Source organism: Pseudoclavibacter sp. JAI123, from assembly GCF_013409665.1.
Lineage (GTDB): Bacteria > Actinomycetota > Actinomycetes > Actinomycetales > Microbacteriaceae > Pseudoclavibacter.
On sequence record NZ_JACCCM010000002.1, the window covers coordinates 505,078 to 531,334 of the forward strand.

At 69.3% G+C, this 26,257-nt stretch carries 19 protein-coding genes; 7 read left to right on the forward strand and 12 right to left on the reverse strand.

What is annotated here, in order from left to right; all coding sequences use genetic code 11:
- Positions 1-76 precede the first annotated feature (76 nt).
- The 5 genes from HDC34_RS14485 to HDC34_RS14505 all read right to left on the reverse strand — a co-directional run bounded on the left by HDC34_RS14485 (position 77) and on the right by HDC34_RS14505 (position 7,947).
- Positions 77-2,167 carry a M3 family metallopeptidase gene (locus HDC34_RS14485; protein ID WP_179557512.1) on the reverse strand — a complete coding sequence of 697 codons (2,091 nt, stop codon included), beginning with the start codon at positions 2,165-2,167 and terminating at the stop codon, positions 77-79.
- Positions 2,168-2,234: 67 nt separating this feature from the next.
- The gene (locus HDC34_RS14490) at positions 2,235-2,585 is read right to left on the reverse strand and encodes a hypothetical protein (protein WP_179557513.1); all 351 of its coding nucleotides are present in this window, start codon (positions 2,583-2,585) and stop codon (positions 2,235-2,237) included.
- Between the two features lie 2 nt (positions 2,586-2,587).
- The gene (locus HDC34_RS14495; protein WP_146080224.1) at positions 2,588-3,115 is read right to left on the reverse strand and encodes a hypothetical protein; all 528 of its coding nucleotides are present in this window, start codon (positions 3,113-3,115) and stop codon (positions 2,588-2,590) included.
- Between the two features lie 66 nt (positions 3,116-3,181).
- Positions 3,182-5,809 carry a valine--tRNA ligase gene (gene valS, locus HDC34_RS14500; protein WP_179557514.1) on the reverse strand — a complete coding sequence of 876 codons (2,628 nt, stop codon included), beginning with the start codon at positions 5,807-5,809 and terminating at the stop codon, positions 3,182-3,184.
- A gap of 263 nt (positions 5,810-6,072) precedes the next feature.
- Positions 6,073-7,947, reverse strand: a complete 1,875-nt coding sequence (locus HDC34_RS14505; protein ID WP_257023300.1) for a phosphoenolpyruvate carboxykinase (GTP) — start codon at positions 7,945-7,947, stop codon at positions 6,073-6,075.
- Between the two features lie 231 nt (positions 7,948-8,178).
- Between HDC34_RS14505 and HDC34_RS14510 the strand changes: the two genes are divergently transcribed.
- Positions 8,179-9,711 (forward strand): helix-turn-helix domain-containing protein, encoded by a 1,533-nt coding sequence (locus HDC34_RS14510; protein ID WP_308807358.1) that lies wholly within the window; start codon positions 8,179-8,181, stop codon positions 9,709-9,711.
- Here HDC34_RS14510 and HDC34_RS14515 read toward each other — a convergent pair.
- The gene (locus HDC34_RS14515; protein ID WP_104311459.1) at positions 9,627-10,148 is read right to left on the reverse strand and encodes a metallophosphoesterase; all 522 of its coding nucleotides are present in this window, start codon (positions 10,146-10,148) and stop codon (positions 9,627-9,629) included. The genes HDC34_RS14510 and HDC34_RS14515 overlap by 85 nt on opposite strands.
- A 112-nt stretch (positions 10,149-10,260) precedes the next feature.
- Between HDC34_RS14515 and HDC34_RS14520 the strand changes: the two genes are divergently transcribed.
- From HDC34_RS14520 to HDC34_RS14530, 3 genes are read left to right on the forward strand one after another with little or no spacing between them, the layout of a single operon-like run.
- Entirely contained in the window at positions 10,261-11,490 is a 1,230-nt protein-coding gene (locus tag HDC34_RS14520) for a sensor histidine kinase (RefSeq protein ID WP_179557517.1), read from the forward strand.
- On the forward strand, positions 11,478-12,206 hold the full coding sequence (locus HDC34_RS14525) for a response regulator transcription factor (RefSeq protein WP_179557518.1): 729 nt from the start codon (positions 11,478-11,480) through the stop codon (positions 12,204-12,206). Before HDC34_RS14520 ends, HDC34_RS14525 begins: the two co-directional genes overlap by 13 nt.
- On the forward strand, positions 12,203-13,036 hold the full coding sequence (locus tag HDC34_RS14530; RefSeq protein ID WP_179557519.1) for a DUF4097 family beta strand repeat-containing protein: 834 nt from the start codon (positions 12,203-12,205) through the stop codon (positions 13,034-13,036). Before HDC34_RS14525 ends, HDC34_RS14530 begins: the two co-directional genes overlap by 4 nt.
- 40 nt (positions 13,037-13,076) lie before the next feature.
- Here HDC34_RS14530 and nikE read toward each other — a convergent pair whose 3' ends face one another.
- From nikE to HDC34_RS14550, 4 genes are read right to left on the reverse strand one after another with little or no spacing between them, the layout of a single operon-like run.
- Entirely contained in the window at positions 13,077-14,705 is a 1,629-nt protein-coding gene (gene nikE, locus HDC34_RS14535) for an ABC transporter ATP-binding protein (protein ID WP_179557520.1), read from the reverse strand.
- The gene (locus HDC34_RS14540; protein WP_179557521.1) at positions 14,702-15,586 is read right to left on the reverse strand and encodes an ABC transporter permease; all 885 of its coding nucleotides are present in this window, start codon (positions 15,584-15,586) and stop codon (positions 14,702-14,704) included. Before HDC34_RS14540 ends, nikE begins: the two co-directional genes overlap by 4 nt.
- A complete protein-coding gene (locus HDC34_RS14545) occupies positions 15,583-16,584 on the reverse strand; it encodes an ABC transporter permease (protein ID WP_307852839.1) in 1,002 nt (333 codons plus the stop codon). The genes HDC34_RS14540 and HDC34_RS14545 overlap by 4 nt, the downstream gene beginning before the upstream one ends.
- A 40-nt stretch (positions 16,585-16,624) precedes the next feature.
- Positions 16,625-18,274: an ABC transporter substrate-binding protein gene (locus HDC34_RS14550; RefSeq protein WP_308807359.1), complete on the reverse strand. Its 1,650-nt coding sequence runs from the start codon at positions 18,272-18,274 to the stop codon at positions 16,625-16,627.
- A 49-nt stretch (positions 18,275-18,323) separates the two neighbouring features.
- Between HDC34_RS14550 and HDC34_RS14555 the strand changes: the two genes are divergently transcribed.
- Positions 18,324-18,959 (forward strand): helix-turn-helix domain-containing protein, encoded by a 636-nt coding sequence (locus HDC34_RS14555; protein WP_179557523.1) that lies wholly within the window; start codon positions 18,324-18,326, stop codon positions 18,957-18,959.
- On the opposite strand, the gene HDC34_RS14560 is transcribed toward HDC34_RS14555, so the two are convergent.
- Positions 18,944-20,068: a hypothetical protein gene (locus tag HDC34_RS14560; protein ID WP_179557524.1), complete on the reverse strand. Its 1,125-nt coding sequence runs from the start codon at positions 20,066-20,068 to the stop codon at positions 18,944-18,946. The genes HDC34_RS14555 and HDC34_RS14560 overlap by 16 nt on opposite strands.
- Positions 20,069-20,446: 378 nt before the next feature.
- Between HDC34_RS14560 and HDC34_RS14565 the strand changes: the two genes are divergently transcribed.
- A complete protein-coding gene (locus tag HDC34_RS14565; protein WP_179557525.1) occupies positions 20,447-21,964 on the forward strand; it encodes an HNH endonuclease signature motif containing protein in 1,518 nt (505 codons plus the stop codon).
- Between the two features lie 53 nt (positions 21,965-22,017).
- Here HDC34_RS14565 and HDC34_RS14570 read toward each other — a convergent pair whose 3' ends face one another.
- Positions 22,018-22,503 (reverse strand): hypothetical protein, encoded by a 486-nt coding sequence (locus tag HDC34_RS14570; protein WP_179557526.1) that lies wholly within the window; start codon positions 22,501-22,503, stop codon positions 22,018-22,020.
- Positions 22,504-22,908: 405 nt separating this feature from the next.
- Here HDC34_RS14570 and ileS point away from each other — a divergent pair, with 405 nt between their 5' ends.
- Positions 22,909-26,214, forward strand: coding sequence for an isoleucine--tRNA ligase (ileS, locus tag HDC34_RS14575; protein WP_179557527.1), 3,306 nt, complete (start codon positions 22,909-22,911; stop codon positions 26,212-26,214).
- The last annotated feature ends 43 nt before the right edge of the window (positions 26,215-26,257 follow it).

Sequence of the window (26,257 nt, forward strand, 5' to 3'; positions counted from 1 at the left end):
CATCCGGCGTCTGAGCGGAGTAGGCGGTGTCGAACATGCCCTCATGCCCTCACTCTGCTGTTCTGCGCACCGCCAGCTACTGCAGTCCGCGCCGCTTGAGCAGCGGCTCGATGGGGGCGGGGCCGCCGAGCAGATCGTCGACCAGCGACATCGCATCCCGGGAGCCGCCCGGCTCGAGGATGCTGCGGCGGAACTTCTCGCCAGCGGCGCGGAGGCCGCCGTCGAGCTCCGCCTGCTCCGCGAACCAGTCGACCGTCGCCGCGTCGAGCACCTCGCTCCAGATGTAGCCGTAGTAGCCGGCGCTGTAGCCGCCCGCGAAGATGTGCTGGAAGTAGGGGAGCGTGTAGCGCGGGGGCACGGCAGGGAGGTCGAGGCCGTACCGCTGAAGCACCTGCTGCTCGAAGGCTTCGACGTCGCTGACCTCGGCGGCCTTTTCCGGCGACAGCGAGTGCCACTCGAGGTCGATGACCGACGCTGCGAGGTACTCGCTCGTGCCGAAGCCCTCGTTGAACGACGCCGAGTCGAGCAGACGCTCGACGAGCTCCTCCGACAGCGGCTCACCCGTCTCGTGGTGCTTCGCGTAGTTGCGCAGCACCTCCGGCCACAGCATCCACATCTCGTTGACCTGGCTGGGGTACTCGACGAAGTCGCGCGGCACGTTCGTGCCGCCGAGGCTCGGGTAGCCGACCAGCGCGAACAGGCCGTGCAGCGCGTGCCCGAACTCGTGGAACAGCGTCTCGACCTCGTCGAACGTGAGCAGCGTCGGCGAACCCTCGGCGGGCTTCGGCACGTTGAGCGTGTTGAGCACAACCGTCGGCTCGCCGAGCAGACGGTTCTGCTGGATCACCGAGTTCATCCACGCGCCGCCGCGCTTGGAGTCGCGCGTGTACAGGTCGAGCGAGAACAGCCCGACCTCGGTTCCGTCCTCGTTGCTCACCTCATACACCACGGCGTCGGCGTGGTGGCCGCGAAGCTCGGGCCGCTGCGTGAAGGTGATGCCGAAGAGGCGATTGGCGGCGAAGAAGACGCCGTTCTCGAGCACTGCCGTGGCCTCGAAGAAGGGCCGCATCTGCGAGGTGTCGACCGCGTAGTCGCGGGCGCGCACCTTCTCGGTGTAGAACGCCCAGTCCCACGGCTCGAGCGCGAAGCTCGGCTCGCCGATTGCCGCCTGCTCGGCGTCGATCGTGGCCTGGAGCACCTCCTGCTCGCGGCGCGCGTTCGCGGCGGCCGGAGTGGAGAGCTGTTCGAGGCGCGCGCGAATCGCGGATGCGCTGCCAGCGGTCGACTTCGCGGCCGCGGCCTCACCATGGTTCTCGAAGCCGAGGAGTCGGGCTCGTTCGGCGCGCACGCGCACCATCTCGAGCGCCGTCGCCCGGGTGTCGTGGTCGCCGCCGCGGCTGCCACGCGCGGACGAAGCCTCGAAGAGCTTGCGACGCGTCTCGCGGTTCGTGAGCGTCGAGAGCAGCGGGTGCCCTGTGAAGAGCACGAGCGAGATGAGGTACTTGCCCGTCAGCCCACGCGCCTCCGCGGCGGCTGATGCCGCCGAGATGGCGCTCTCGTCGAGACCCGCGAGCTCCTCGGCCGAGTCGACGACCAGGGCCAGCGCGTTGCTGTCGGCCTGCAGCTTCTGGTCGAACTGCACCTCGAGCTCCGCCAGGCGAGCGTTGAGCTCACGCAGGCGAGCCGACGACGCGTCGTCGAGGCCTGCACCCGCGAGACTCGCGTTGCGGTGCAGCTTCTCGACGAGGAAACGCTGCTCATCGGTGAGCTCGGCTTCCTCGCGGGCGTCGTACACCGACTGGATGCGCGCGAACAGCGCGCGGTTGAGCGTGATCGAGTCTTCATGCGCCGTCAGGCGCGGCCCGATGTCCGCCTCGATCGCGTCGATGCCGGGGGTCGCGTCGCCAGAGCTGAGCGTGAAGAAGACGGCGGCGGTGCGCTCCAGCAGTTGGCCGGAGCGCTCGAGCGCTTCGACCGTGTTCGCGAAGGTCGGCGCCTCGGTGTTCGCCGTGATTGCCTGGACCTCCGCGAGCTGCTCAGCCATGCCAGCTTCGAACGCGGGCAGGAAGTGCTCCTCGCGCACGTCTCCGAACGGCGGCAACTGGAAGGGGAGCGCGCTGGGGGTGGCGAACGGGTTCTCGGCGTCGAGCTGCACGGTCTGGGTCATGCTTCCAACCCTAGGCGCGACCACCGACGCGGCACGCGCATCCGCTGTCCGCGCTCAGCGGAAGCCGCTAGGCGCGGGGCGCTGGCTCCGGGAAGAGATCGTCGTCATCCTCGTCTTCGTCGAAGACGTCGTGTTCGTGCGAGTCACCATCGGCGATGCCCACGCCAGCGCCGACCGGCTCCTCGGCGCCGCTCAGGTGGACGGAGCCGTCGCCGCGGAGGGCGACCCGCGGCCCCCGCTCGAGCTCGGCGACAGGCCGCCCCTCGAGCCAGGTGAGCGTCCACCAGAGCTTCGACACGTCGTCGACGCTCGACGCGAGCACCTGCTCCTGAGCTGAGCATGCCTCCAGGAACTCCGGGTACTTCTCCAGCGAGCGCGGCGGGACGGAGCCCGCCCGCCACCGCTCACCGATGAGCATGCCTAGCCCTCGTTCTGCTGACGCGAGTCGACGGAAATCTCGAAGCGGACTTCATCGCTGCGGCTGCCCATGCGGGCCGACTGCTGCAGGCCGACCTCGTCTTCAGCATCGACGAGCCACGAGATCGCGTCGAAGCCACGCTTCGCGGCCGCCGCGAACACCGCACCGAGCAGCTCCTCGTTGACCGCCGCGCGGTTCGAGTCGGCACCCGAGTACTTGGCCTCGATGTTCAGCACCGTGCGAGCGCCGCGGATGTCGAGTCGTTCGCGGAACAGGACGTACCCGCGCGGCTCGCCCTCGACGAACGCGATCATGCCCTCGAGGTTGCCCGTCTTGCTCGCGACGTGACGCCAGACGCCGAGCGCGCGGCCGTCGTTCGAGCTCTCGCCGAGCGCATCCACGTGCTGTGCGAACAGCGGCTGCCAGACGAAGTAGTCGGTTGGGCCCATGGCCCGCACCTCGATGCTGGGGCGCGCCGCGGCACGGTCCCGCGTGCGCTTGCGGGGCTTGGCCTTTTCAGGAACTGTCATGCCGGCCCTGACTCCTCTTCTGTCACTGACGTCGCTGCTGCACTCAGACTTGGGGGAACCCCCAGCCTACGACGACGCCTCGGTCTGCGGGGCGACGAGCAGTTCGATATCCCGCACCTCGAGTGTCTCGGCAACCGCGAAATCGAGCTGCTCGATGCGGCCGACGTGGCGGAGATCCGCGGAAGCGAGGCGAAGCAGTGCCACCGACTCTTCGGGAGCCGCGATGACCGCGCTGGCGACCGGCGTCTTCTGAGAGGCCTTCGCAGCGGTCTTCGCGCCGCGGATGCTCGTGAGGGCGGTGCTCGTCAGTGCGAGCAGCGAACCGTCCTGGTCACCGGCCGCCGTGAGGTCGGCGGCGGTGGGCCAGGCTGCGGTGTGCAGCTCGGAGTCGTGCCACCACGACCACGACTCGGCGGTCGCGAACGGGATGAACGGGGCGAAGAGTCGCAGCAGTACGTCGATCGCGGAGCGCATGGCGGTGACGGCGGAGGCCTGGGCCGCCGCGTCGTCGCCTGCACCGTACGCGCGCTCCTTGACGAGCTCGAGGTAGTCGTCGCAGAACGTCCAGAAGAACGTCTCCGTGACCTCGAGCGCGCGGGCGTGGTTGTACTCGGAGAACGCCTTGGTCGCCTCGGTGACGACACGGTTCAGCTCGGCGAGCATCGAGCGGTCGAGCGGCTCGGTGACCTCGCCCACGTGATCGCCGTAGCCGAGCACGAGCTTTGACGCGTTGAGCACCTTGATCGCAAGCCGGCGGCCGATCTTGATCTGCGTCGGGTTCTTCGGGTCGAACGCCGCGTCGGTGCCGAGGCGGCTGGAGGCCGCCCAGTAGCGGACCGCGTCGGAGCCGTGGGCCTCGAGCATGTCGGCGGGCGTGACGACGTTGCCCTTCGACTTCGACATCTTCTTGCGGTCGGGGTCGACGATGAAGCCGGAGATCGTGGCGTTCGACCAGGGCGCGACGCCGTGCTCGAGCTGCGCGCGGAGCACCGTCGAGAAGAGCCACGTGCGGATGATGTCCTGGCCCTGCGGGCGCAGGTCGTAGGGGAAGACGAGCCCGAAGAGCTCCTCGTCCGACTCCCAGCCGCCAGCGAGCTGCGGGGTGAGGGAGGAGGTCATCCAGGTGTCCATGACGTCGACCTCGCCGAGGAACCCGCCGGCCACGCCGCGCTGCTCCTCGGTGTAGCCGTTCGGCACGTCGGACGACGGGTCGACGGGCAGCTGCGCCGCATCCGGAGTGATGGGCGACTCGAACTGCACTTCGCCGTCCGCGTCGATGGGGTACCAGACGGGGATCGGCACGCCGAAGAAGCGCTGGCGCGAGATGAGCCAGTCGCCAGAGAGGCCCTCGACCCAGTTCTCGTAGCGCACGCGCATGAAGTCTGGCCAGAACGCGATCTCGCGGCCGAGCTCGATGAGGCGGGCCTTGAGGGCTGGGTCGGTCGCGCCGTTCTTCACGTACCACTGGCGAGTGGAGACGATCTCGAGGGGGCGGTCGCCCTTCTCGAAGAACTTGACGGGGTGCTGGATTGGCTTCGGGTCGCCGACCAGGTCACCGGACGCCTGCAGCAGCTCGACGACTGCCTTCTTGGCGCTGAACACGGTCTTGCCGGCGAGCTCGGCGTAGGCGGCCTTGCCAGCTTCGCTCGTGATGGCCTCGGGGGCGTCGGCGATGAGGCGGCCGTCCTTGCCGAGCACGGTGCGGTTGGGGAGCTTCAGCTCACGCCACCAGATCACGTCGGTGACGTCGCCGAAGGTGCAGATCATCGCGATGCCGCTTCCCTTGTCCTTCTGCGCGAGGGGATGCGCGAGCACGGGCACCTCGACGCCGAAGAGGGGCGTCGTGACGGTCGTGCCGAAGAGCGGTTGGTAGCGCTCGTCGTCGGGATGCGCGACGAGGGCCACGCAGGCGGGGAGGAGCTCTGGGCGGGTGGTCTCGATGAAGATGGGCTCGCCGCCCTCGCGCGCGAAGCCGATGCGGTGGTAGGCGCCCGGCTGGTCACGGTCCTCGAGCTCGGCCTGTGCGACGGCGGTGCGGAACGTGATGTCCCACAGCGTGGGTGCCTGGTCCTGGTAGGCCTCGCCGCGTTCGAGGTTGCGGAGGAAGCCGAGCTGGCTCTTGCGGCGCGAGGAGTCGTCGATCGTGCGGTAGCTCTGGGTCCAGTCGACGGAGAGGCCGAGCTGGCGCCACAGCTCTTCGAAGGCCTTCTCGTCTTCGATGGTGAGCTGCTCGCAGAGCTGGATGAAGTTGCGGCGCGAGATCGGCTGCTGGTCGGCGGCCTTGATGCTCTTGCCGTCGCCACCCTCGTGCGGGGGCGTGAAGTCGGCGACGTACGGCAGCGACGGGTCGCAGCGAACGCCGTAGTAGTTCTGCACGCGGCGCTCGGTGGGGAGGCCGTTGTCGTCCCAGCCCATCGGGTAGAAGACGCGCTTGCCGTTCATGCGCTGGAAGCGCGCGACGACGTCGGTGTGCGTGTAGGAGAAGACGTGGCCGACGTGGAGCGAGCCCGATGCGGTCGGGGGAGGCGTGTCGATCGAGTAGATGTCGTCGCGCGTCGCGCCGCCGCGGTCGAAGCGGTAGGTGCCGGAGTTCTCCCAGCGCTCACCCCACTTGACTTCGAGGCCCTCGAGGACGGGCTTGTCTGGAATGCCCTGAGTCGAGGAAGAAGGAGGAACTGAGGGCGAGCTGGACATGCACACTCCGTGTCGATGTGGGCGGCACCGAGTCTGGGGTGCCTGTTGTGAACCCATCTAGGGTAGCGGCTTCCGGGGTGTCGCGGGTTGCCGGGCGGGTCGCCTGTGAGGGCAAGGAAAAGCCCCTCAAGGCGCATCCTTGAGGGGCTCAGCTGCGAACACTGGGGTTCGAGCTGCCAGGAGTTGTGCGCCCCTCCGCGCCACGCGCGCGCGGAGGGGCACATCTTGCGGCGAATGGTCGGAGTCCCGCTCGCCGCCGTCGGTCAGGCCCCGATGGGGGCCTTGGTCTGGGTGGGTGCGGCGGCCGCGTCCAGTGCGGCGTGCACGGCGTCGAGCTCCGTGTACAGCTCGGCGGGAACCTTCTCGCCGATGCTGTCGAAGTACTCGCGCGTCACGCCGACCTCGACGAGCCACGACGCGGGATCGACCGTGAAGATCTCCTCCAGGGCGGCCGGGTCGAAGCCCTCGAGGCCCGAGATGTCGATGTCGCTCGTCACAGGCAGCTGGCCGATGGGGCTCTCGATCGAGTCGGCACGGTTCTCGAGCCGGTCGATGATCCACTTGACGGCGCGCACGTTCTCCCCGAATCCTGGCCACAGGAACTTGCCGTCCTGGTCTTTGCGGAACCAGTTGACCTGGAAGATGCGCGGGGCCTTGTCGCCGAGGTCAGCCCCGGTGTCGAGCCAGTGGCCCCAGTAATCGGCCATGTGGTAGCCCGCGAAGGGCTGCATGGCGAACGGGTCGCGGCGCAGGATGCCGACGGGCCCTTCCGCGGCAGCGGTCTGCTCGCTCGCGAGCGTCGCGCCGAGGAAGCAGCCGTGCTTCCAGTCCTTCGACTCGAAGACGAGCGGCACGTTGCTCGCGCGGCGGCCGCCGAAGAGGATCGCGTCGACGGGCACGCCGTCCGGGGCCTCCCAGGCGGGGGAGAGGGTCGGGCACTGCGAGGCGCGCACTGTGAAGCGGGCGTTCGGATGCGCGGCCTTGGTCCCGGACTCCGGGGTCCAGTCGTTGCCCTGCCAGTCGATGAGGTGCGCGGGAGCCTCCTCGGTCATGCCCTCCCACCACACGTCGCCGTCGTCGGTGAGAGCGACGTTCGTGAAGATGGTGTTCGTCGTGATGGTCTCCATCGCGACGGGGTTGGTGTCGTAGCCGGTGCCGGGTGCGACGCCGAAGAAGCCGAACTCCGGGTTGATGGCGTTGAGGCGACCGTCGGCCGCCTTGCGCATCCACACGATATCGTCACCGAGCGTCTCGACCTTCCAGCCGTCGAGCTTGGGCTTCATCATCGCGAAGTTCGTCTTGCCGGTCGCCGACGGGAAGGCGCCCGTGAGCGTGTACGTCTTTCCCTCAGGGCTCGTGACCTGGATGAGGAGCATGTGCTCGGCCATCCAGCCTTCGTCGTGGCCCATGGCCGAGGCGATGCGCAGCGCGAAGCACTTCTTGCCGAGCAGTGCGTTGCCGCCGTAACCGGAGCCGTACGAGATGATCTCGCGCGTCTCGGGGAAGTGGGTGATGTACTTCGACTCGTTGTGCGGCCAGGCCACGTCTGGGCGGCTCGTGCCGTCCTCGAACTCCAGCGGGAAGCCCACGGTGTGCAGGGCCTTGACCCAGTCGCGGCCGGGGGTGAGGTGCTCGAGGGCGCCGTCTCCGGAGCGCGTCATGAGTGCCATGGACAGCACGACGTAGGGCGAGTCGGTGATCTCGACGCCGTACTGCGTGATGGCGCCGCCGAGCGGCCCCATCGCGAACGGCACGACGTACATGGGGCGGCCGCGCATGGAGCCGTCGAAGAGACCGCTGAGCTCGGCCTTCATCTCCGCAGGCGCGCGCCAGTTGTTCGTGGGTCCGGCGTCTTCTTCCTTCTCCGAGCAGATGTAGGTGCGGCTCTCGACGCGGGCGACATCGCCGGCGTCCGAGCGGGCGAGGTACGAACCCGGGCGGAGCTCTTCGTTGAGCTTGATGAGGGTGCCTGCTTCGACCATCTCAGCGGTGAGGGCGTCGATCTCGGCCTGCGATCCGTCGCACCAGACGATGCGGCTCGGCTTGGTCAGCGTCGCGATCTCGCGCACCCAGTCGTTGACTTCCGGGTTCGCGGCCCGCTGCGGGACGTCGAGGTGGTCGTGTGCGTGTTCAGTCATTTCGAAGCTGCTTTCACTGTTCTGCATGCTGGCGTTCTCCGGCCAGCATGCGTACATGGCGTCGTACCCCCAGTGTTGACCTGCTGGGGATGCCCCGGGATGGAGATTGACCGAGAAAAATGGCAAAATTTCACACATCAGCAATTCAGATGCCCGGAGGCACCCATGAGCGGACTCGGTCCTTTCCCCGCTGCGCAAAAATCATCAGCAACCAAAGGGAAAGGTGGCGCCGTGGACTCCCTCCTGCTCGGGCGGCGCATCCGCTACTACCGCAAGGAGCGCTCGCTGACGCTCGAGGCCCTCGGCGAGAAGACGGGCCTGCTCGCGAGCCAGCTGTCGCTCATCGAGAACGGCAAGCGCGAGCCGAAGCTCTCCGTGCTGCAGCAGCTCGCCGACGCCTTCGACGTCGAGCTCAGCGAGATGCTCGCGAACACGCCACCCGACGATCGCTCGCGCCTCGAGATCGAGGTCGAGCGGGCTCAGAGCTCGTCCGTCTACCGGGAGCTCGGGCTGCCGCGCATCCCCTCCACGAAGTCGCTCTCCGACGAGGTGCTCCGTGCGCTCGCGGGCATGCACAGCGAGATCGTTCGCCGTCAGACCGAGGCGAGCGCGACCCCGGAGGAGGCTCGCCGGGCCAACACCGAGCTGCGCCTCGCGATGCGCGCCCACGACAACTACATGCCCGACCTCGACAAGCTCGCCGACGAGCTGCTGAGTCGGGTCGACCACACCCGCGGGGCCCTCATGCACCATTCGGTCGGCAAGATGGCCGACCACCTCGGCTTCCAGCTCATCTACGTCAACGACCTGCCCCGGTCGACGCGCTCCATCACCGACCTCGAGAACGGGCGCATCTACCTGCCGCCCGCCTCCATCCCCGGTGGCCACGGGCTGCGTGCCATGGCGCTGCAGGCCATGGCGCACCGCGTGCTCGGGCACCGGCGTCCCGAGGACTACGCCGACTTCCTGCGCCAGCGCCTCGAGATCAACTACTTCGCGGCGGCCTGCCTGATGCCGGAGGCGCGCTCAGTCGCGTTCCTCCGCGACGCGAAGGAGCGCCGCGACATGGCCGTCGAGGACTTCCGGGATGCGTTCGGCGTGACCCACGAGGCCGCAGCGCTGCGCATGACGAACCTGCTCACCTCGCACCTCGACGTGAAGCTGCACTTCCTGCGCGTCGACGACAAGGGGTCCATCTCGAAGGCGTACGAGAACGACGGGCTGCCGCTGCCGCAGGACGTGACGGGATCCGTCGAGGGCCAGTTCGTGTGCCGCAAGTTCTCGGCGGTCAGCTCGCTCGCGCGGACGAACCGCACCACGGAGACCTACCAGTACACGGACACCCCGGCTGGCACGTTCTGGTGCTCGACGCAGACCGGGCACGCCGACGCTGGGGAGTTCTCGATCACGATCGGGGTGCCCTTCGATGAGGCGCGGTGGTTCCGCGGACGCGACACCAAGCAGCGCGCATCCTCGACCTGCCCCGACGGGGCCTGCTGTCGTACCCCGAGCAGCGACCTGAGCGAACGGTGGGCGGCGAAGGCCTGGCCGAGCGCGCGCGTGCACGCGCACGTCTTCTCGCCGCTCCCGACGGGTGACTTCCCGGGTGTCGACCAGCGCGAGGTGTTCGAGTTCCTCGAGCGCCACGACATCGACGCGGACCGCGCGACCGCCGACGCTCAGACGGGAACAGCCTCGCCGGTGCGCGCATCCCGCAGCATCACCTGCGTGAGCCTGCCCCTCTCCACCCTCGCGGTCAGGTAGGTCACCCGCGGCTGGCGTCGCCGGTCCGTGGGGGAGCCGGGGTTGAGCAGGCGAAGGCCGTTCGGGGTGACCGTGTCCCACGGGATGTGGCTGTGCCCGAAGACCAGCACGTCGGCGTCGGGGAATGCGGCGTCCATGCGGCGCTCCCGGCCCGTCTTCTGCCCGGTCTCGTGGGTCATCGCGAAACGGACGCCATCGAGCTCGACCCGCGCGACGTCAGGGAGGCGGTCCCGCAGCTCCGGCCCGTCGTTGTTGCCCCAGACGCCGATGACGCGGCGTGCCCGGGCCTCGAGCTCGTCGAGCGTCGCGAGGTCGACCCAGTCGCCCGCGTGGAACACGACATCCGCCCCCTCGATCGCCGTCCACAGCGCGTCGGGGAGGGCCTTGGCGCGCTTCGGCAGGTGAGTGTCGGCGATGAGCACGAGGTCGAGGGGCATGCACTCATGCTCCCAGGTGAAGCAAGACGCGCGCGTTCTGGGGGAAAACCCCCGCTGAGGTGTGAGGGATGCTCCGTGTTGCCGCGTGACGCGCGACCATAGCGTTGTGGACATGAAGAACAACGTCAAGCAGCTGAGTCTCACCTCGCTGCACCTCGCCGCCGGCGGCGTCATCGCGCCGCTCCTGCTGTCACTCCTGTTCGGCCTCCTCGGCCTCGGCGTCGGACTCCTCTTCGTGCTGGGCGTCGGCGTCATCGTTCTCGCGGGCCTCGCCTTCGCGTTCCGTGGCGTCTCGGCCTTCGAGCGTCGCCGCGTCGCCGCCCTCTACGACCGTCCGCTCGACGACTCCGGGATGCGCCGCTCGCGTCGCCGCGACGGCTGGCGGTTCGTGCTCACCCCGCTCGTCCAGTTCGCGGACGGGGCCAACTGGAAGGCCATGCTGCACCTCGTGATCGTCGCCGTCCTCGGCACGCTGACCCTCGGTTCGCTGCAGCTCGGCGTCTCGGGCGTCTTCGCGATCTTCTCTCCGCTGCAGAATCGAGAGACGCTGAGCGTGTGGGGCATGGACTTCGCCGTCACCCCGTTCGTCGGGGTCCTCATCGGCATCGGGATGCTGCTCGTCGCCGTCGCGCTCATCGTCGCGTTCGCCTACGTGCAGCGCGCCGCATCCATCAGCCTCCTCTCCCGCGACCGGGAGCAGCAGCTGGAGGAGGAGGTGCGCGACGCCGGTCGTCGCCGCACCGTCGCCGTTCGCGGTGCCGCCACGGAGCGCGACCGCATCGAGCGCGACCTGCACGACAGCGTGCAGCCTCGCCTCGTCTCGATCGGTATGACCCTCGGCATGGCCAAGACGAAGCTCGACTCCGACCCGTCCCGTGCGGCGGAGCTCATCGACGAGGCGCACGCCTCCACGAAGGAGGCCGTGACGGAGCTGCGCCAGCTGGCCCGCGGCTTCCAGCCGGCCGTGCTCACCGACCGTGGCCTCGATGCCGCGCTCTCCGGCCTCGCGGCGCGCTCCCACATCCCGGTTGTGCTGGACGCGCAGCTGCCGGGCCGCTGCTCGCAGGACGCGGAGGCCGCCGTGTACTTCGCGGTCGCCGAATCGCTGGGCAACGCGGCGAAGCACTCCGGCGCTTCGGAGATCTCGGTGCAGGTTCGCATGCGCGGCTCGATGCTGTGGGCTCGCATCCAGGACGACGGACGGGGCGGGGCGCGCCTCATCCCCGGCGGCGGGCTCGACGGCGTCACCGACCGCATCGAGGCGGCGGGCGGCGGGATCACGATCTCCAGCCCACCGGAAGGACCGACGACGATCGAGGTGAGCGTGCCATGCGCATCCTGATCTGCGAAGACTCCGCGCTCCTGCGGGAGGGCATCGCCCGCCTGCTCGAGGACGCCGGACACACGATGGTCGGCATCCTCGCCGACGACGGTCGCCTTGATCGGCTCGTCGCCGAAACGGACCCCGACCTTGTGATCCTCGATGTCCGCCTCCCGCCCGGCTTCACCGACGAGGGCATTCGTGCGGCGCTTCGACTCCGCGCCACTGACCCCGGCTTGGCAGTGCTGGTGCTCTCGCAGTACGTCGAGGAGCGCTACGCCTCCGAGCTCATCTCGAGCTCGCGCGGCGGCCTCGGCTACCTCCTGAAGGACCGGGTCGCCGACGTCGAGCAGTTCCTCGCCGGCGTCGACAACGTCGCGGCTGGCGGCACGGTGCTCGACTCGGAGGTCGTCGCGCAGCTGCTCGCCAGGAAGACGAGGGATGCGCGCTTCGAGCGGCTCACGCCGCGCGAGTCCGAAGTGCTCGGGCTCATGGCAGAGGGACGTTCCAATCACGCGATCGCCGAGGCGCTCCACGTGAGCGCCGGGAGCATCGAGAAGCACATCTCGGCGGTCTTCCAGAAGCTCGAGCTCGACCAGGGCGACGGCGGCAACCGGCGCGTGCTGGCCGTCCTCGCGCACCTTGACGGGCAGGGGCACTCGCCCCGCTCGAACCCACAGACACCCCTCGATGGACAGGGCCACGCGGCCCGATTCCCGAACGGAGAACTCCGATGACCACGCCAACGCTCGAACCGGACACGCGCCCTGAGGCCCAGGGTGACAGCACGAAGCGCTTCGGCTGGATCACGATCACCGTCGCCATCGTGGGCGGGATGGTGGTCGCCGGCACGCTGACGAGCGCCGTCTTCAACAGCCTCCGCGACGTCATGCGCGACGAGGCGACCATCACGGAGTCGGTTGCGGGCGTGTCCTCGCTGCGCGTCGACGTTGACTCTGTAGGCATCGAGATCGAGTTCGGCGACGTCTCCGAAGCGCAGCTCGCGGTGGAGACGAAGGGCTTCAAGCAGGCCGGTGACTGGCAGCTCACGACCGAGGGCGGCGAGCTCGCCGTCGAGCGGGCGGGTGGCCGCAGCGGCGGCCCCTTCGGCGACGAAGAGCTCTCCTTGACGCTGCCGAGGACGTTGTCGGGGGAGGACCTGGATGCTCACATCACCGTCAGCTCCGGGGCCGCGAGCCTCGAGGGTGACTTCGGCGACCTCGTCATCGAGACGAACTCGGGCGCGAGCAACTTCGAGGGCTCCGCCGCGAACCTCACGGTGAGCACCGGGTCCGGCGCCACGAACATCGAGGCGGAGGTGTCGGGGGATGTGGTGCTGGCGGCCAACTCGGGTGCTGTCAATGCCGTCTTCACCGGATCCGCGCCCAAGGGCACTGACATCTCGCTCGAATCGGGCTTCGGCAGCGTCGCGCTCCCTGACGGCGCGTACAAGGTCGAGTCGAACCTCAGCGAGTCAGGGATGGCGAACGTCAACGTCCGGCAGTCAGACGACGCAGAGAGCACGCTCTCCGTCTCGGTCGGTTCCGGCTTCCTGACGGTCGAGTAGGTCGACGCAGCACCTCACCACTCCCCGGCACCCGGCGAGCTCAGCGCACCTCGAGGCTCTTGTGGGCCTCGAGGAGGGCGCGGCTGGCCGGGTGCTTCGGCGCGGCGAAGAGCTCGGCGACGGGCGCGGTCTCGACCACTTCGCCCCGGCTCATGACGGCGACGCGATCGGAGAGCTGGGCCACGACCGCGAGGTCGTGCGAGATGAAGAGGCAGGCGAGGCCGAGGTCGTTGACGAGCCGCTGGATGAGCGCGAGCACCTGCGCCTGCACCGTCACATCGAGTGACGACACCGGTTCGTCGCACAGCAGCACGTCCGGGTCGGGGGCGAGGGCCCGCGCGATGGCCACTCGCTGCCGCTGCCCGCCGCTGAGGTGGAGCGGGCGGAGCCCCGCGACCGAGGCGTCGAGCCCGACCTGCTCGAGCGCCGCCTCGATGGCCGCACGGTTCGTGCGCACCGAGCTCGACCTGCCAGCGGTGATCGCATCCGCGAGGATCTCGCCCACGGTGCGCCGCGGGTTGAAGCTCGACAGTGCATCCTGGGGCACGTAGCCGAGTCTCGGCCGACGCGACCTGCGGCTGCGCTCGGGTGCCGGGCTCCAGGCCTCGCCGAGGAAGGTGACCGACCCCGCGTCCGGCTGCTCGAGGCCGAGCGCGATGCGGGCGAGCGTCGACTTGCCTGAGCCAGAGCTGCCGACGATGCCGAGCGTCTCCCCGTGGCCGAGGAAGAACGAGGCGCCGCGCACGGCATGCACCGGCGCGGCCCCGAGGGTGCGGAAGGTCCGAGACACGGCGCGCACGTCGAGCAGCCGAGGAGCGGTCGCGGCGGCGGAGGCCGCGGACGCGCTGCCGGACGAGTCGCCGGTTGGCTTCGGCTGCGCTGCCAGGAGCGTTCTGGTGATGTCGTGCTGGGGTGCGCGGAAGAGCTGCTCGGTCGGTGCCGTCTCGACGACGAGGCCTTCGCTCATGACCGCGACGCGGTCGGCGAGGCGCTGCACGACGCCGAGGTCGTGCGTGATGAAGAGCATCGTCATGCCGTCTGCCTTGAGCGCGTTGAAGAGCCCGATGAGCTGCGCCTGCACCGCCTGGTCGACCGAGCTCGTCGGCTCATCGGCGATGAGCAGCGCCGGGTCTCCGGCGAGGGCGGCGGCGATGAGCACGCGCTGACGCTGGCCCCCGGAGAGCTGCCCGCTGCGGCGTCTCGCGATCGACGCGGGATCCTCGATGCCGACGCGGTCGAGAAGCTCGAGTACGCGCTGGCGCCGCGCCGCGCGCCCGAGGTCGGTGTGCAGCCGGAGCGCGTCGTCGACCTCGCGCCAGACCGGGCGGAGCGGGTCGAGCGCGACCAGCGCATCCTGGTGGACAAGCCCGATGCGGCCGCCGCGGATGGAGCGCCACGCCCCGTCGGAGGTCTTCGTCGGCAGCTCGTCTCCGTCGAGGCGCAGCACTCCGGCGTTGACTCGCGCGCCGTCACCGCTCAGCCCCAGGAGGGAACGCGCCGTGACCGACTTGCCGGAGCCGGACTCGCCGACAAGCGCGAGGCACTCGCCGCGCCGCACCTCGAACGAGACCCCGCGGACGGCCTCGAAGTCGCCGTACGAGACCCGCAGCCCGTCGGCCTCCACAACCGGATGCGCGCCGAGCGCCTCGAGTGTTCCGTGCGCGCTCACGACGCCTGCCTCGTGCGCTGCTGCATGATGCGGCCGAGCATCGTCGCCGTGACCGCGGCGCCGACGATCGCGGTGCCGGGGAAGATCGTGAGCCACCAGCTGCCGGTCGGCAGGTAGAGGCGGCCCGCCGAGAGCATCGAACCCCATTCCGGGCTGGGCGGCGGCTCGCCGAGGCCCAGGTAGCTGAGGGCCGCCGCCCAGACGATCGCCTGCCCCAGCCCGAGGGTCGCGAGTGAGAAGAGCGGCCACGCGACGTTCGGCAGGAGCGTGCGCGCGAACGTGTGCCAGCGCGACCTGCCGAGCACGAGGTCGGCCTCGACGTAGGCGCTCGCGCGCACCCGCAGCACCTGGGAGCGGATGAGCCGTGCGTACCCGGGCGCCGTCGAGAGGCCGACGGCGATCGTCGTCGTCACCACTCCAGGGCCTGCGAGCACGATGAGCAGGAGGGCGAGGAGGATACCGGGGAAGGCGAAGAACACCTCGACGATACGGGTCGTGCCGAAGTCGAGCCACCGTGGCCCGAGGCCGGCCGCGAGCCCGAACACGGCGCCGAGCGCGAGGCCGATGGCGGTCGCGAGCGCGCCGATCGTCAGCGAGGATGCCGCGCCGTGCACCACCCGCGTGTAGACGCCGCGCCCCGACTCGTCGGTGCCGAACGGATGCTCGGGGCTCGGGGGCGAGAACGCGTCGGCCGGGTTCACGGCAAGCGGGTTGCCCGGCGCGAGCAGCTGGGGGAAGACGGCGGCGAGCACGTAGAGGGCGGTGACCCCGAGCCAGACCGCGAGCCACACGCCGCGCCGCGAGCCTGAGCCGGCGCGCCCGGAGCGACGCCCACCTGAGCCGGCACGCGCATCCCGGACCGCCGCGGCCTCGAGACTCATGCGCGCACCCCGACCCGCTCGCGCGACCCGGCCCGGTCACGCGCCCGCGGATCGATGAGGGGCTCGACCAGGTCGGTCAGCACCGTGACGAGCATGTAGGCGGCCGCGACGACGATGAGCACGCCGATGACGTAGGGGACGTCGCGCGCGCCGACGGCATCCAGCAGCGAGCGGCCGAGCCCTGGCCGCGCGAAGATCGTCTCGACGACCACCGCGCCGGAGACCAGCGAGCCGAGCGCCCAGCCGCTGAGACCGACGGCGGGGATCGCAGCGTGGCGCAGGACGTGCCGCCAGAAGACGCCGCTTCGCCCTTCCCCCCGCGCACGCGCCGCGAGCACGAACGGCGACTCGAGGGCATCGAGCATCTGCTCGCGCATGACCTGCCCGAGATAGCCGGCGAGGGGAAGGGCCAGGGTGATGCTCGGAAGGATGAGGCCGGAGAACCCGGGGCCGGAGACCGCAACCGGAAGGCCGAGCATCCCTGCGAAGATCAGCACGAGCACGGCCGCCAGCCAGAAGTGCGGAACGGCGGCGGCGATGACCTCGAGCGTCGAGGCGATGCCCCACGCGAGGCGACCGCCGCCCGTCGACCACCAGGCGACCGCGAGCGCGATGACCCAGGCGAGGAGCAGCGAGAGGCCGGCCAGGGCGAGGGTGCCGGGCAGCTGCTCGCCGATGAGGTCCGCGACGCTCTCGCGCTGCGCGTAGCTGAAACCGAGGTCGCCCGTCGCGGTGCGCCAGAGCTGGGAGAGGTACTGGAGGAAGAGCGGCTGGTCGAGCCCGTTGTCTGCGCGCGCCTGCGCGACCGCCTCGGCGCTGGCGTTCGAGCCGGGCCCGCCGAGGATCGCGAGCACCGGGTCGCCCGGCACGGCCCGCACGGCGAAGAACGTGACGGTGATGACCGCCCACAGCACGAAGAGGACGCCGCCGAGACGGAGGAGGATGCGCGGAATCAGCGGCACCAGTCGTGCCGCGCGAGACCGCGCATCCGTCGTCACTCGTCGATTGTCTCGCGTGCCGCGCTCGTCTGTCGTCCAGCTACTCGATGGTGACGTTCACGAGCGACGGCACGTTGACGTTCGGCTGGAGCCGGAAGCCGTGCACGTTGTCGCCGTAGGCGAACTGCACGGTCTGGTCGTAGAGCGGGATGACGGTGCCGCTGTCGATGATGAGCTGCTGGGCCTCGCCGTACAGGCGCTCGCGCTCGGCGTCGTCGGTCGTCTTGACGGCGGCCTCGAGGGCTTCGTCGAGTTCGGGCAGCGAGAGCCCAGTGTTGTTGGCGTGATACCCGCTCGGGGCTGGCGTGATGCTGTCGGTCGAGTAGACGATGCGGAGCACGTCGGCCGAGTTCTTCGAGTACGGCGCGACGATGGCGTCGAACTCCCACGTGCCGCTTCGCTCGTACCAGGTCGACAGGTCGAGCAGCTCGAGCTGCACGTCGAAGCCCACCTCGGCGCTTGTCGCCTTGATCTGCTCGAGCACCGAGATCTCGGCGGGGATCGACTGGTTCGTGGAGACGGGGAACGCCACCTCGAGGCGCTTGCCGTCCTTGGTGCGCACGCCGTCGGCGTCGCGTGCCGTCCAGCCTGCCTCGTCGAGGAGGGTGGATGCGCGAGCGGCGTCGAACCCGAACGCGTCGGGATGGGAGGTGGCGAACGGCGTGGCGCTCGAGAGCACCGACGTCGAGCGTTCGAGGGTGCCGAAGTAGAGCGACTCGACGGCGGCGTCGATGTCGGCTGAGGCTGCGAACGCCTCACGCACCTTGGGGTCGTCGAACGGCGCGCGGGTCGTGTTCAGCTCGATGCGAGCGGTCACGCCCGGGCGCGCTCCGATGAGCGTCTCCTCGGTGCCGTTCGCCTGGAACTGCGAGAGCGCATCCGGCTGCACGGAGTCGATGATGTCTGCCTGGCCCGACTGCAGGGCGGCGAGGCGGGTGGCCGCATCGGGGATGAACTTCCACTCGATCGTGTCGACGGCCGCTCCTGGCTGGTCTTCGGTCGCGACGCCGTCCTCCGGCGCTGTCGTGTGGTTCTGATTGCGGGTCAGCACGACCTGCGACTGCTTCTCCCACGACTCGACCTTGAACGCTCCCGTGCCGATGGGGGCGAGGCAGTTCGCGTCGGTGCCGCGCTCGAGGCCGGCCGGGGACTCGATGGCGAGCCAGGTCTGCGCGAGCGATTCGACGAGGGCGCTGTCCGGTTCGCTGAGGTCGAAGCGCACCGTGTGCTCGTCGACGGCGACCGCCTCGGAGACCTTGCCGAGGGCGAGGATCGCCGTCGACGATGCGGTGTCCGGGTTCTTGATGTGCTCGACGTTGGCGACGACCGCGTCCGCATCGAACGGCGTGCCGTCGGTGAAGGTCACGCCTTCCTTGAGGGAGACGGTCCAGCTCAGCTGGTCGTCGGAGGGCTCGGCGCCGGTCGCGAGCCACGGCACGATCTCGCCGGCCTCATCTTTCGAGAAGAGCGACTCGAGGAACTGGTTCGCGAGGATCGCCTGGGGCCAGTTCCCGCCGACGTGCGGGTCGAGGCAGGTCGGTTCGGCGTCGCCCGAGGCATATCGAAGGATTTCAGCCTCCCCTGCGGCGCCGGTGTCGCTCGAACAGGCGGCAAGTGGCACGATGAGGGCTGCGGACAAGGCGAGGAGCGCGGCGGGCTTCGCGGAACGGCGGGTGACTGATTCTGACACTCGCAGAGTGTAACCGTGTTTATGGACACCATGCAGAAATGAGTCGGACATGACGGATCACGAGGAGCGGGCCGCGCGTCGAGGTCGGCCCTCGGCGTCGAGTCGCGAGACCCTGGAAGAGGCCGCCCTCGAGCTGTTCCTCGAGCAGGGGTACGAGCAGACGAGCGCGAGCGACATCGCCCGCCGAGCGGGGGTCGCGCGAAGTTCCTTCTTCAACTACTTCACCGCCAAGGCCGACGTGCTGTGGGTCGGCCTCGACCCGCTGCTGGCCGGCATCCCCTCGCTCCTCGATGCGGCTGCCGCCGATCTCGCCGACGACGGCGTCAGCGGATCGGGTGGCGGGCTGGCCGAGTTGCGCCGGGTGCTCCTCGCCATCGCCGCGACGGTCAGCCCTGAGCACATCCCGTGGGCGGCGTCGCTTCGTGAGATGACCGGAACGGGTGAGGACCTCGCGGCCACCGGCTCCAAGCGCGCGCTCGTCCAGCAGGCGGCACTCCGGCGGTACCTGTCGCGCACCGAACCCGCCCTCGACGAGCTGCAGCGGGCCGTCTGCGCGGGCGCGATCGTCGCAGCGGTGGTCGCCGCGGGCGACCGCTGGGTCGAGGCTGGCCCAGCCCGAGGCAGCCTGGCCGAGCTCGTCGACGAGGCGACGGCGCCGATCCTGCGCGGCTACACGGCGGAGTAGATCCGCGACGACGTGAAGCCGATGACGTACCGCACGTCCGTCATCACCATGTAGGTGCCGCTCCCCGTCGTCTCTCGGCCGCGATGCACGCCGACGGCGAGTACGTCCGCGGAGCCCGGGAGGTGGGCGAACCAGGGGCCGCCGCTGTCGCCGAGGTCGGTGAGGTTGCCGGAGAAGAAGTACAGGTTGCAGTACGAGCGTGAACAGCCCGACCACCGATACGGTGCCGAGCTCTCGCCCGTGGTGGCCCCGCTGAATCCTGCGGTGGCGCCGTAGTTCGGAGTCCCGCCGAGCACGCCCACCACCTCGCCTGTCCTCGAGGTGGTGCTGTCGCCACGGTAGATCTGCCCGCTTGGCGACCCGCCGAACACGAAGGCGACGTCCCTGCCTGGGTTGAGGTTGTCCGTGACCGTTCCGAGGGGGCCGCCGCTGCGCCACCGTTGCCCGATGTCGGCGCAGTGTGCGGCCGTGAGCATGAACGGCACCCCTTCGGCGTCGCGCATGTCGAATCCCGATGAGCATCCGCGCTGGCTCTGCCCGACCACGGACATGCGCTGTCCTGCCGGGAAGGGGCCGGTGTCCCAGACTCGCGACTCCTCGACGCTTCCCGTCGCCTGCTCAACGACGGCGAGGCTCCCGTAAGCCTTCGCGGCATACTCGCTTACCCGGGCGACGTCGCGGGCGAGGATGACGACCCGGTTGTACTTCTGGTCGATGGCCACGCCGCGCACGACGTCGGCAATCGCGGGGGCTGCGAGGGCGTCGAGGAACACCGCGCAGACCTCTCGAACCGAAGCCGCGGCCTCGTGGAGCTGGAACGTGAGCGCGCTGCCCCCGGCGGTCTCGGCCAGGGCGGCGGGGTTCACCGCTGTTTGCCCTCCCGGCGGACTCTTGACGGGAATCGAGACCGTCGCGTCTTCCGTCTCCGACTCGAGGGGAGCGTTGTCGGTGGCGTAGAGGAAACCCACCTCGTCGGGCTGGTGATGGTACAGCGCCTGCTTCAGGTTGGTGAACTCCTCGTGAGCCCTCGACTTGAACACGCTGCCGTCTGGCGTGAAGGAGTACTCGCTGATCTTGACGAGGCATTCGGTGAGCTGCGCGTCGGTCACGACCTCAAGTCGCGACGTTTCGAGTGGTCGTATGGCCGGCATGCTCAGGCTGGCGACAACTTCGAGGAATGCGGACAGGCAAACGAGCAGGTGTGGCCTCGTCATCTCTTCACGCTACGCGCCGTACATTGGACCGCAACAATGGAATCGGACCTGTCGGTTAATCGTGACCTAGCTGAGGCGGAATCGGCGCGCATCGCGGGATCGGGAGCGGTCGGGTGAGGTGCTGGCTGGGCTCCAGGCGTGGTCCACCGGATCTTCATCAGAACTGACAATTGTTCGCTTCTGTGTTCGAAAAAAGTGGCAAAAACCTGATCAGGCACTTCTCCAACAGCCTCATCGCTGTTAGGCTGAAGGCGATCCCGGGGGGAGGTCGTCATGGTTCTTGGGCAGGTGGGCACTCACCGGGATTCGGCGACGTTCACGCGATCGTCGTCGGAGACCGCGAGGGTCGACTCGCTCATCTCGGCGTCGGGGGACACGCTCGGCCTGCTGGCGGCGGAGATTCCCGCGGTGATCGCGGAGCTTGCGAGCCGTCGGCGGGCACTTGATGCGGCGTTGGTCGAGGTTGCCGGTGAAGTGCTTCGCCGTGACGATGAGGGCTCGGTGAGGGATGATCTCGCGCGGAGCGTGGGTTTCGCCAGCTCCGCAGAAATGCTTCAGCAGCTCCTCGGGGTCACCTTCGCTGAAGCGGGGGCGCTGGTTCGCCTTGCGGAGGCCACCCGTGGCCCGATGAGCCTGACCGGTGAGCAGCTCGAGCCGCCACATCCGGCCGTCGCGACCGCCCTTGCAGCCGCGCAGATCTCGCTCGCACAAGCGTCCGCGATCGTCAAAGGATTGAAGCCAGCGAACGGCCGAGCCGAACGAGCGCACCTCGACGCCGCTGAAGCTGAACTCGTTGACTCAGCGCGCGGCGTGAACCCAGAAGATCTTGCTCCGGCAACGCCCGAATTGCTCCGCGTGCAAGCCGCGCAGTGGGTGGCCTTCCTCGACCCCGACGGGGCCGAGCCGCTCGCAGAGCGCGCGGCGCGCAAGCGGGGGTTCTGGATGCGGGAACGCGCAGACGGCACCGTCACTGGGCGATTCGTCGCGACCCCCGAACAGGGGGACCTGCTCCGGAAGGTGTGCGAGACCGTCACCTCGCCCCGCCGCAAGGTTGCCGCCGAAAGCGCCACGCCCAACGGAGACGCTGACGCCTGCACCACCGACACAGCTGGTGCCGAAAGCGAGGCTGCGCGCGTCGGCACGACGGAACTGGACGCGGCAGACGTTGACGTCTCGCATCCGGACGAGCAGATCGTCGACCCGCGCACGCCCGCCCAGCAGCGCATGGACGCCGTCGAGCTGGTCTTCGCCCGCTTTGCAGAAGCCCCGGATGCTCCCCGCGCCGGCGGGGAGGCCCCCACGCTCGTCATCACCACAACAGACTCAGGCCTGAACGGACAAGCCAAGCGCCCGACCGAGCTGCCGCACCTCGAGCGCACCGGAGCGCCCGTGCCGCCGAGCCTGGTGGCGAAGACCCTCTGCGACGGGTTCGTGCAAGTAGCACTCCTGGGCTCGAACGGCGAACCGCTGAGACTCGGCCGCCGCCAGCGGCTCTACAGTCGCGCGCAACGCAGAGCGCTCGCGGCCCGTGACAAAGGCTGCATCACCCCGGGCTGCTGGAAGCCCGTGGGCATGTGCGAAGCGCACCACACCACGCCCTGGGTTGAAGGGGGCGTCACGGACGTGGACGAAGGAGTGCTCCTCTGCAGCTTCCACCACCATCAGGCCCACAAGAACCAGCTCGAAGTCGTGAAAGACCGAACCGGCAGATGGCGAGCCCTCAGACCAGGCTGGGAATACCGACTCCTCCGGCGCAGTACTCTGCGCGGGTCAGCACCCAACCCGTCCTAGAACGGACCACGGACTCACCCGACCCGCACCACTCCGAGCCGCCCGGCGTCCAGCTACGCCGTCTGCAGCTCGCAGTACGCGGTCAGCGACGACAGCGCCGACTCGACCTCGCCGAGCTGGGTCAGGATGCTCGCGGCGGCCGCGAAACCGCCCTCGCCGTTCGCCAGCTCCCCGGCCGTCGCCTGCAGCTCCGTCACCTCAGTGACCAGCGTGTCCACATGCGTCTTGAGATCAGGGTCGGTGACACTCTCCTGCAGCGTCGTGAGGCTCGTGCCGATCGTCGAGAGCGTCGCGACGGCACCCGGGATGTCGCCTGGCACCTGCGTTGAGATGCTCTCGACGCTCGTCCGGATCGAGTCGATCTCCGCCTGCACGTCAGCGCACGTGCCGCCACCCTCCGCGGTTGTGCTCTCCGCGGACGCGGCCGCCGTCGGGGACGGAGTCGCGGCCCCTCCGCTGCCGGCCGCCGAGCATCCGGTGAACGCGATCGCGGCGAAGGCGCAGATCGCTGCGAGCTTGGGAAGGCGGGTCGTGAGCATGCGTCGTTCCGTTCGTTTCGAGGTGCCCGCTGCGAGGCGAGCATCGGCGAAGCGAGAGTACACAGCCTGTCCATGAACGGGCTGGCGCACGACGGACCGCCCCGAGAACAACGCCAGCCGTTTCACTCGCGACAGCAGGGCGCGTACGATGTTGCCAGTACGACTTTGATCCGCCCATCAGCGGGGAGTCCCCGGAAGAACAGCGAGCGCACCCCTCGAGGAGCGAACGCCAAGTAGAACCGGGCGGGTGAGCCCGTCACAGCTCGGAACGAGTGGCGAGTTCCAGCGGATGCCCTCCCTGCACGGGAGGCAGCCCGGGGGAGCCCGCAATCGGGGTGGTACCGCGCCGCACGGCGTCCCTGAAGCAGACCAAGCACATCCACTTACTGCCAGGAGTTCCACCGCATGAGCTACCCGAAGGCCTCGTTCGGACCAGCCGCCGACCCCGCCGGCTCGACCCCCGCCGGCTCGACCCGGGACAGCGTCGCCGCCTCCCCGTCCTTCCCGCGCCTCGAAGAGCGCGTCCTCGACTTCTGGCGCGAAGACGGCACCTTCCAGGCGTCCATCGACCAGCGCGAAGGCGCTGAAGAATGGGTCTTCTACGACGGCCCACCCTTCGCCAACGGCCTCCCGCACTACGGGCACCTCCTCACCGGCTACGCCAAGGACGTCTTCCCCCGCTACTTCACGATGCGCGGCCGCCAGGTGCACCGCCGCTTCGGCTGGGACACGCACGGACTGCCCGCCGAGCTCGAGGCCATGCGCCAGCTCGGCATCCAGTCGAAGGCCGAGATCGAGGCCATGGGCATCGACACCTTCAACGACGCCGCCCGCGAATCGGTGCTCAAGTACACGCGCGAGTGGCAGGAGTACGTGACCCGCCAGGCCCGCTGGGTCGACTTCGAGAACGACTACAAGACGCTCGACATCTCCTACATGGAGTCGGTGCTGTGGGCGTTCAAGAAGCTCTACGACGACGGCCTCGCCTACGAGGGCTTCCGCGTGCTCCCGTACTGCTGGAACGACGAGACGCCCCTCTCCAACCACGAGCTGCGCATGGACGACGACGTCTACCAGATGCGTCAGGACCAGACGGTCACGGTCACCTTCCCCCTCGAAGGCGAGCAGGCGGATGCGCTTGGCCTCGCCGGCGTCAAGGCACTCGCGTGGACGACGACCCCTTGGACGCTCCCCACCAACCTGGCCCTGGCCGTCGGCCCCGAGATCGACTACGCCGTCGTGCCCGCAGGACCGCTCGGCGCGGCCGACGGCACCGCGGCGGGCGAGGGCTCGTTCCTGCTCGCCACCGCGCGCGTCGCAGCGCACGCCAAGGAGCTCGGCTACGAGGCCGTAGAAGACGCGACAGCCGCGACCGCTCGCACCCTCAAGGGCACCGAGCTCGCCGGCGTCCGCTACCAGCGCCTCTGGGACTTCTACGCCGACACCGAGACGTACGGCACCCAGAACGCCTGGCAGTTCCTGCTCGGCGACTACGTCACGACCAGCGACGGCACCGGCATCGTGCACCAGGCGCCCGCCTACGGTGAAGACGACAAGGTGCTCAGCGACGCCGCGGGCATCCCGACGATCCTCTCCGTCGACGAGGGCGGCAAGTTCCTCTCCGCCGTCGAGCCCGTCGCTGGCCTGCAGGTCTTCGACGCCAACAAGCCGCTCACGCAGCTCCTCAAGGCAGACGGCCGGCTCTTCAAGCAGGCCAGCTACGAGCACTCGTACCCGCACTGCTGGCGCTGCCGCAAGCCCCTCATCTACAAGGCCGTCTCGAGCTGGTTCGTTCGCGTCACGCAGTTCCGCGACGAGCTCGTCGAGTTGAACCAGCAGATCGACTGGGTGCCGGACAACGTCAAGGACGGCCAGTTCGGCAAGTGGCTCGAGGGAGCCCGCGACTGGTCGATCAGCCGCAACCGCTACTGGGGCAGCCCCATCCCCGTGTGGAAGAGCGACGACCCAAACTATCCGCGAGTGGATGTCTACGGCTCGCTCGACGACATCGAGCGCGACTTCGGCGTGCGCCCCACCGACCTGCACCGCCCATTCATCGACGAGCTCACGAGGCCCAACCCGGACGACCCGACGGGCGCATCCACCATGCGGCGCATCCCCGACGTGCTCGACGTGTGGTTCGACTCCGGCTCCATGCCCTACGCGCAGGTGCACTACCCGTTCGAGAACCGCGACTGGTTCGACTCGCACTCGCCCGCCGACTTCATCGTCGAGTACATCGGGCAGACGCGCGGCTGGTTCTACGTCATGCACGTGCTGTCGACGGCGCTCTTCCACCGCCCCGCCTTCAAGCGCGTCGTGAGCCACGGCATCGTCCTCGGCAACGACGGCCGCAAGATGTCGAAGAGCCTCCGCAACTACCCGGACGTGCAGGAGGTGTTCGACCGCGACGGCTCCGACGCCATGCGATGGTTCCTCATGGCCAGCCCCGTGCTGCGCGGCGGCAACCTCATCGTGACCGAGGAGACCATCCGCGAGGGCGTCCGCCAGTTCCTGCTGCCCCTGTGGTCGACGTACTACTTCTTCACGACCTACGCCAACACTGCGGTCGGCTCGACCTCGGCCTACGAGGCGAGGCTCCGCACCGACTCGAGCGACGTGCTCGACCAGTACATCCTCGCGAAGCTCGGCGTGCTCGTCTCCGAGGTGCAGGCCGACCTCGAGGCGCTCGACTCGACGACCGCCGCCTCGCGCCTGCGCGACTTCGGCGACGTGCTCACCAACTGGTACGTGCGCCGCTCCCGCGACCGCTTCTGGCGAGGCGTGACCGACGACGCCACGAGCACCGAGGCGTTCGACACGCTCTACACGGTGCTCGAGACGCTCACCCGCGTCGCCGCCCCGCTGACGCCGCTCATCACCGAGACGGTCTGGCGCGGGCTCACGGGCGGCCGCAGCGTACACCTCACCGACTGGCCAGACGCCTCCGCCTTCCCCAGCGACCAGACGCTCGTCGACTCGATGGACGCGGTGCGCCGCGTCACCAGCTCCGCCCTGTCGCTGCGCAAGCAGGCCGGGCGCCGCGTGCGCCTGCCGCTCGCGAGCCTCACCGTCGTCGCCCCGAACACGGACGCGCTCGAGCCGTTCGCGGGCATCCTGCGCGACGAGCTCAACGTGAAGTCCGTCGAGTTCGAGCAGCTCGTCGACGAGTCGGAGGCCAAGTACGGCATCGACCGCGTCCTGCAGGTCAACGCGCGGGCCGCTGGTCCGCGCCTCGGCAAGCAGGTGCAGCTCGCGATCAAGGCGTCGAAGTCCGGCGACTGGAGCGAGGTCGACGGCGTCGTCACGGCAGGCGGCCTGCAGCTCGAGGCCGGCGAGTACGAGGTCAAGCTCGTCACCGCCGGTGAGAGCGAAGACCGCGCCATCACCCTGCTGCCAAGCGGTGGGATCCTCGTGCTCGACACGAACGTGAGCCCCGAGCTCGCCGCCGAGGGCCTCGCCCGCGACGTCGTGCGTGCCGTTCAGGACGCGCGCAAGGAGGCCGGACTCGAGGTCTCCGACCGCATCCGCCTCACCCTGCGTGCCGACGACGCGTCGGTCGCAGCCATTGAGACGCACCGGGAGCTCATCGCCGGCGAGACGCTCGCCGTCGAGTTCCAGGTGACCGGCGGACTCGCTGTCCCCGCAGACGCCGAGGTGAGCGCCGACACGTATGGTGCACTGGAGATCGACGTGGAGGTAGTGGCGTGAGCGAACGCGACCAGCAGGATTCCGGCGACTGGGACGACCACGC

Bases quoted from the DNA above. Each gene is read 5' to 3' on its own strand.
- HDC34_RS14485 (WP_179557512.1), bottom strand. From the start codon at position 2,167: ATGACCCAGACCGTGCAGCTCGACGCCGAGAACCCGTTCGCCACCCCC.
- HDC34_RS14490 (WP_179557513.1), bottom strand. From the start codon at position 2,585: ATGCTCATCGGTGAGCGGTGGCGGGCGGGCTCCGTCCCGCCGCGCTCG.
- HDC34_RS14495 (WP_146080224.1), bottom strand. From the start codon at position 3,115: ATGACAGTTCCTGAAAAGGCCAAGCCCCGCAAGCGCACGCGGGACCGT.
- valS (WP_179557514.1), bottom strand. From the start codon at position 5,809: ATGTCCAGCTCGCCCTCAGTTCCTCCTTCTTCCTCGACTCAGGGCATT.
- HDC34_RS14505 (WP_257023300.1), bottom strand. From the start codon at position 7,947: ATGACTGAACACGCACACGACCACCTCGACGTCCCGCAGCGGGCCGCG.
- HDC34_RS14515 (WP_104311459.1), bottom strand. From the start codon at position 10,148: ATGCCCCTCGACCTCGTGCTCATCGCCGACACTCACCTGCCGAAGCGC.
- HDC34_RS14520 (WP_179557517.1), top strand. From the start codon at position 10,261: ATGAAGAACAACGTCAAGCAGCTGAGTCTCACCTCGCTGCACCTCGCC.
- HDC34_RS14525 (WP_179557518.1), top strand. From the start codon at position 11,478: ATGCGCATCCTGATCTGCGAAGACTCCGCGCTCCTGCGGGAGGGCATC.
- HDC34_RS14530 (WP_179557519.1), top strand. From the start codon at position 12,203: ATGACCACGCCAACGCTCGAACCGGACACGCGCCCTGAGGCCCAGGGT.
- HDC34_RS14540 (WP_179557521.1), bottom strand. From the start codon at position 15,586: ATGAGTCTCGAGGCCGCGGCGGTCCGGGATGCGCGTGCCGGCTCAGGT.
- HDC34_RS14555 (WP_179557523.1), top strand. From the start codon at position 18,324: ATGACGGATCACGAGGAGCGGGCCGCGCGTCGAGGTCGGCCCTCGGCG.
- HDC34_RS14565 (WP_179557525.1), top strand. From the start codon at position 20,447: ATGGTTCTTGGGCAGGTGGGCACTCACCGGGATTCGGCGACGTTCACG.
- HDC34_RS14570 (WP_179557526.1), bottom strand. From the start codon at position 22,503: ATGCTCACGACCCGCCTTCCCAAGCTCGCAGCGATCTGCGCCTTCGCC.
- ileS (WP_179557527.1), top strand. From the start codon at position 22,909: ATGAGCTACCCGAAGGCCTCGTTCGGACCAGCCGCCGACCCCGCCGGC.